We start from the raw sequence: 4,031 nt of genomic DNA, 5'->3' as shown, positions 1-4,031 counted from the left end.
CAATCAGGTCGAGCGCCTCTGGGCCAGGCTCAAGGAATGGCGCGCCATCGCCACCCGATACGAGAAAACCGCCGCCAGCTTCATGGGCGTCCTCTGCCTCGCGGCCGCCCTCGACTGGCTCAAGCGATGACACGCCCTAGTGGCACATGATGGTCCCAGCGAAACCATTACGACCGCGAGCCAAATCTCGGCCCGTCTGAAGTGGTGGTTGTCACCTACGTGCAGCGGAAACGACGCATGTGACGTGTCCGCGTAACGCCACATCGGCGGTGGATATCGGCGATCGCAGCGCGCTGGCCACCGAATCCGGTAGACGACCACTGCAACCTGGGTGTCCTAGAACGAGAAAAGCCACCACCGAGGCGAATCGGTGGTGGCCTTCGTCGAGGGGTCGGCGGTCGCCGGGCCCGCCCGCAGCAACGAGACCTAAGCCCGGTTCTCGTGGACGAGTCCAGACTTCTGCCGACGGTTATCAACCGTATGGACGATGGAGACTGCAACATGTCGCGTGACAGCAACAGCAAGAAGCCCGGGTCCGTCGAGCGGACGATTGGCAAGGTCCGGGATGCGGGCGCGTCGGCGCTGCGTAGGTGGGCCGACATGTTGGAGGTACCCAAGGCGACCTTCGAGATCGCAGACACCAAAATCGACTTCGACTTCGGCGTCAACGTAGACGGCGATACGCTTTGGGCCACCCAGGCGCAGATTGCCGAACTGTTCAGCGTCAGCATCAAGACGGTCAGCAAGCACCTTCAGAACGCCTTACGGGACAAGGAACTTGACGAGGCGGCAGTTGTCCGGAATTTCCGGATAACTGCCAGAGACGGCAAGGATTACAACAACTTGCACTACAATCTTGAGGCCAATTTCGCGGTGGGATGGCGGGTAAAGTCGCCCCGCGCTGGGCAGTTCCGGCAGTGGGCCTTCTGCATCCTGAAGGAGTACGTCGTCCACGGACACGCGCTCGACGAGGAGCGCCTGCGCAGCGACCCAGCCGCAGCGCAATCGGCGGCCGAGAAGATCCGGGAGATCCGGTACGACGAGAAGAACCTGTACGAGCGAGTCTGGGCGTGCGTCGCTCTGATCGCTAGCGACTACGACGGCTCGTCCGATCAGATCCGCAGCTTCTTTGCCGCGATGAAGAGTCGTATCTACTACGCCGCCTGCAAGAGCACGGCACACGCCATCATCCTTGCGCGCGCGGACGGCTCGAGAGAGATGATGGGCATGTCCACCCATCTCAACAGCAAGCCTTCATTAAAGGATGCTCTGGTCGCAAAGAACAATCTGAGCGAGAACGAGCAGCGGGCGGGGTATCGGGCCGGGGACGCGTTCTTCATTTTTGCTGAGCAGATGGCCGCGTCTGAGAAAACGATGACGACCACTCAGATCCTGGCGAGAATCGACGACATCTTTGGATCGTACGAAATGCCGATCTTCCCGAGCTGCGCCCGGATCTCCAAGGGGGATCAGGTGAAGTCGCACACGAAGGAGCAGTTTGAGCTTTTCAAGACCCGTACTGCGCATGAGCGCTACGATGAGGCTCATCGCCTTCCGCCGGCCTGAGCCGTTTCCATCAAAATGCCCGCCACAGCTGATGCCGGGTGGGCTGAGGCGATCTCGGGTGCTAATTACGAAGGTGGCCTGTGTAGCGCGCGGAGGCGCGGGCCAAGAGCGAAAGAGACCCGCTACGGCGGGTGCCGGACCCGAACCTGAGGCTGACATGCTCATCACCGGCGCAACAGGCCGCATAGGCCGCGCGATCCACGCCCTGTACCCGGAGGCTCGCGCAAGCGACCGCGCTGATGGAGACCTTGCTAGAGATCCACCAAAGATCCGGGCCGGCGAAGGCACGGTGATCCATCTTGCCGGTAATCTCGCCGAGAACATCGACGCTGCCGACCTCAACATCCGCATGACGATCAACGTGCTGCGAGCTTGCCGCCAGTCCAGCGTTCGTCGCCTGATCATCGCCAGCTCCGTTCTCGCCGACGAGCCGAGGGCCGGATTTCCGATCACTTACTACGGCGCTGCCAAGGCCGCGCAAGAAGCGATGCTAAGCGCGTGGTGCGCTGAAGACGAAAGCCGGATCGGCGTCGCGCTCCGCTTCGGTCACTTCAGCCCCGGCAGTACTCCGCCGTTGGAGCATGAGGCAGTCCGCCTAGACGAGGGCATGCTAGCGCACTGGGTTGCTCGAGCCCTCGCACTAGAGAATACGGGCCTGACGACATGGAACGCAGTGGGGAGGGTTGGAAAATGAAGCGCCGCGCGGCGGGTGCCGGCGTCGCTGAGGTGTCTCTGGGAGGAGGTGGCCGGCATAGGCTATCAAGCTCCTCGCGTCATCCGTCGGGCGAGGTGTCTCCGAGCATCCCTGCATTGCGCAGGACGGACGTGACGACGAAGCCGAGGATCAGCCCACCAAGAAGCGCCATCCAGAGGTGACCGGACGTGAAAGCGCCTTCCGGGGCAGGACTCCATACCGGCGGCGCTCCCAGTGGCCTCGATCCCGTGTGGAAGGCATCCTTGCTCCACCCCGGCATCATCTGGATGAGCGGGCGTGGGTCCGGCCTTACGATCAGGATCAAGCCGGCCAGGATTGCGGCGATCACGAACGACCAGACGAAGGTCTTCTTGTTGCCCTGAGGGATCACCCCGTCGGCAGCGTCCTTCGGAATGACGTGTAGCACAGCCGCGATCACCGAGAGCAGCTTCAGCTTCACGACTGATGATCCTTGCGAGTCATGTTCGCCGGCTCCATGCTCCTCAGCATGTCCTCGACCAGCGTCCGGATGTCGTTGTCGGACTCTGCGACGCCTGTGGCCGAGACCGTCCAGTCAATGCCGTCGAGCGCAGCCCGGGTGAGGTTCTGCGTTGACCGCTTGTGCTGACGGATGGCGTTCATCGCCTTCTCGCTTCGCAACGCCGGCTCCGGCCGAAGAAGAGGGAGCGCACTCGCTGGCAGAAGCCACAGATCACGCGCCGCCCCTTCGTGGCATGTCGCGCTGGACCTCGCCGATGCCTTTCCGGATGTCGTCGAGGAACTTGCCGTTGTCCGTGACGCGTTCGTTCACGGCCTTCGCGTTGGCCTCGACGTTATCAGAGAGCTCGCCGACATAATCGTTCAGGCGCTCGAACACCTCGGTGCAGCTATCGAGCGACGTAGCGACTGCGGCGTTGGTCACGGAGGAGTGCTCGAGCGCTGTCGCCATCTGCGTCGCGAGCCCGATCTGCGCCTTCAGGCATTCGCCATACTGCCGGTCTCGTAGGATCAGCAGGACGCCGAGGAAGATATCAATCGCCCATCCGCTGCCTTGGAGGGCAAGCTGCTTGGCCTGCTCGATCGCGAGGGTCTCCACCGGGCGGCGCTACTTCAAGCCTGCCGGCGCCGCGACGGAAACGCCCTGGATGCGCTCGACCGTGCGCTGCACGCCCAAGCCGAGGATGCCCGTCAGCACCACCATGAGGTCGTTGATCGACAGCATCGGGGCGACCGGGATCGAGGCGCCGATCGCGACGCCGACGATGTTCGTCGGCCAGGTCAGGATCGGCGCGAGCACGAACTGGTAGCCGAAGCCGGCGGCGCAGATCCCGCCGACGGACGGGCGCCAGCGAGCCGAGAACCAGTCATTGCCCTGCGCTTCGGCCAGATTGACCGTGCTCTGCGCCTTGGCCACCTCCATCGCGGCAAGGGCCGCATCGACCTCGGCCTGTGCGGCCTCCCGCGCGTTCGCGTCGGGCACCAGGCGCTCGACCAGCACCTTCGCGTTGTCGGCGATCGAGGGCAGCGCGGCGCCGATCGCCGGGCCGATGCCGCCCACTACGGCCTGTCATCGCCTGAACGGCTTGCCGGGGCTCGCGTTTTCCTCTTTCGCAGGCCGGAGGGATGCTGCTGACTGACGCGCGATGGTGCGAACTGCAGCGCCTGGGGGAGGCGTGCGGGCGCAAGCCGAAGACGCGTCCGCAGGACCTGCAAAGCACTCTCGGGGCCATCCTCTGGCGGCGTCGGAACGGGGCTAGATGGCGCGTCGTGC

At 63.9% G+C, this 4,031-nt stretch carries 7 protein-coding genes; 3 read left to right on the top strand and 4 right to left on the bottom strand.

The window, feature by feature from the left end; all coding sequences use genetic code 11:
• The 3 genes from MKK55_RS01275 to MKK55_RS01265 all read left to right on the top strand — a co-directional run.
• Positions 1 to 130, top strand: a 130-nt coding sequence (locus MKK55_RS01275; RefSeq protein ID WP_243932900.1) for a transposase, incomplete at its 5' end; no start/stop codon positions are given.
• Between the two features lie 371 nt (positions 131 to 501).
• Positions 502 to 1,566 carry a RhuM family protein gene (gene rhuM / locus MKK55_RS01270; RefSeq protein ID WP_243932899.1) on the top strand — a complete coding sequence of 355 codons (1,065 nt, stop codon included), beginning with the start codon at positions 502 to 504 and terminating at the stop codon, positions 1,564 to 1,566.
• A gap of 157 nt (positions 1,567 to 1,723) precedes the next feature.
• Positions 1,724 to 2,260, top strand: a complete 537-nt coding sequence (locus tag MKK55_RS01265) for an NAD-dependent epimerase/dehydratase family protein (RefSeq protein WP_243932897.1) — start codon at positions 1,724 to 1,726, stop codon at positions 2,258 to 2,260.
• Positions 2,261 to 2,339: 79 nt separating this feature from the next.
• Here the strand turns inward: MKK55_RS01265 and MKK55_RS01260 are convergent, their stop codons facing one another.
• From MKK55_RS01260 to MKK55_RS01245, 4 genes are all read right to left on the bottom strand, one after another.
• Positions 2,340 to 2,720: a hypothetical protein gene (locus MKK55_RS01260; protein WP_243932896.1), complete on the bottom strand. Its 381-nt coding sequence runs from the start codon at positions 2,718 to 2,720 to the stop codon at positions 2,340 to 2,342.
• Positions 2,717 to 2,902: a hypothetical protein gene (locus MKK55_RS01255; RefSeq protein ID WP_243932895.1), complete on the bottom strand. Its 186-nt coding sequence runs from the start codon at positions 2,900 to 2,902 to the stop codon at positions 2,717 to 2,719. The genes MKK55_RS01260 and MKK55_RS01255 overlap by 4 nt, the downstream gene beginning before the upstream one ends.
• Positions 2,903 to 2,972: 70 nt before the next feature.
• Positions 2,973 to 3,356: a hypothetical protein gene (locus tag MKK55_RS01250; RefSeq protein ID WP_243932893.1), complete on the bottom strand. Its 384-nt coding sequence runs from the start codon at positions 3,354 to 3,356 to the stop codon at positions 2,973 to 2,975.
• Positions 3,357 to 3,365: 9 nt separating this feature from the next.
• On the bottom strand, positions 3,366 to 3,818 hold the full coding sequence (locus MKK55_RS01245) for a 3TM-type holin (RefSeq protein WP_243932891.1): 453 nt from the start codon (positions 3,816 to 3,818) through the stop codon (positions 3,366 to 3,368).
• Positions 3,819 to 4,031: the final 213 nt, after the last annotated feature.

This window comes from Methylobacterium sp. J-059, assembly GCF_022829485.1.
GTDB lineage: Bacteria > Pseudomonadota > Alphaproteobacteria > Rhizobiales > Beijerinckiaceae > Methylobacterium.
Note: the sequence above shows the minus strand (reverse complement) of the source record. Positions and strands in the feature narration are given on the sequence as shown.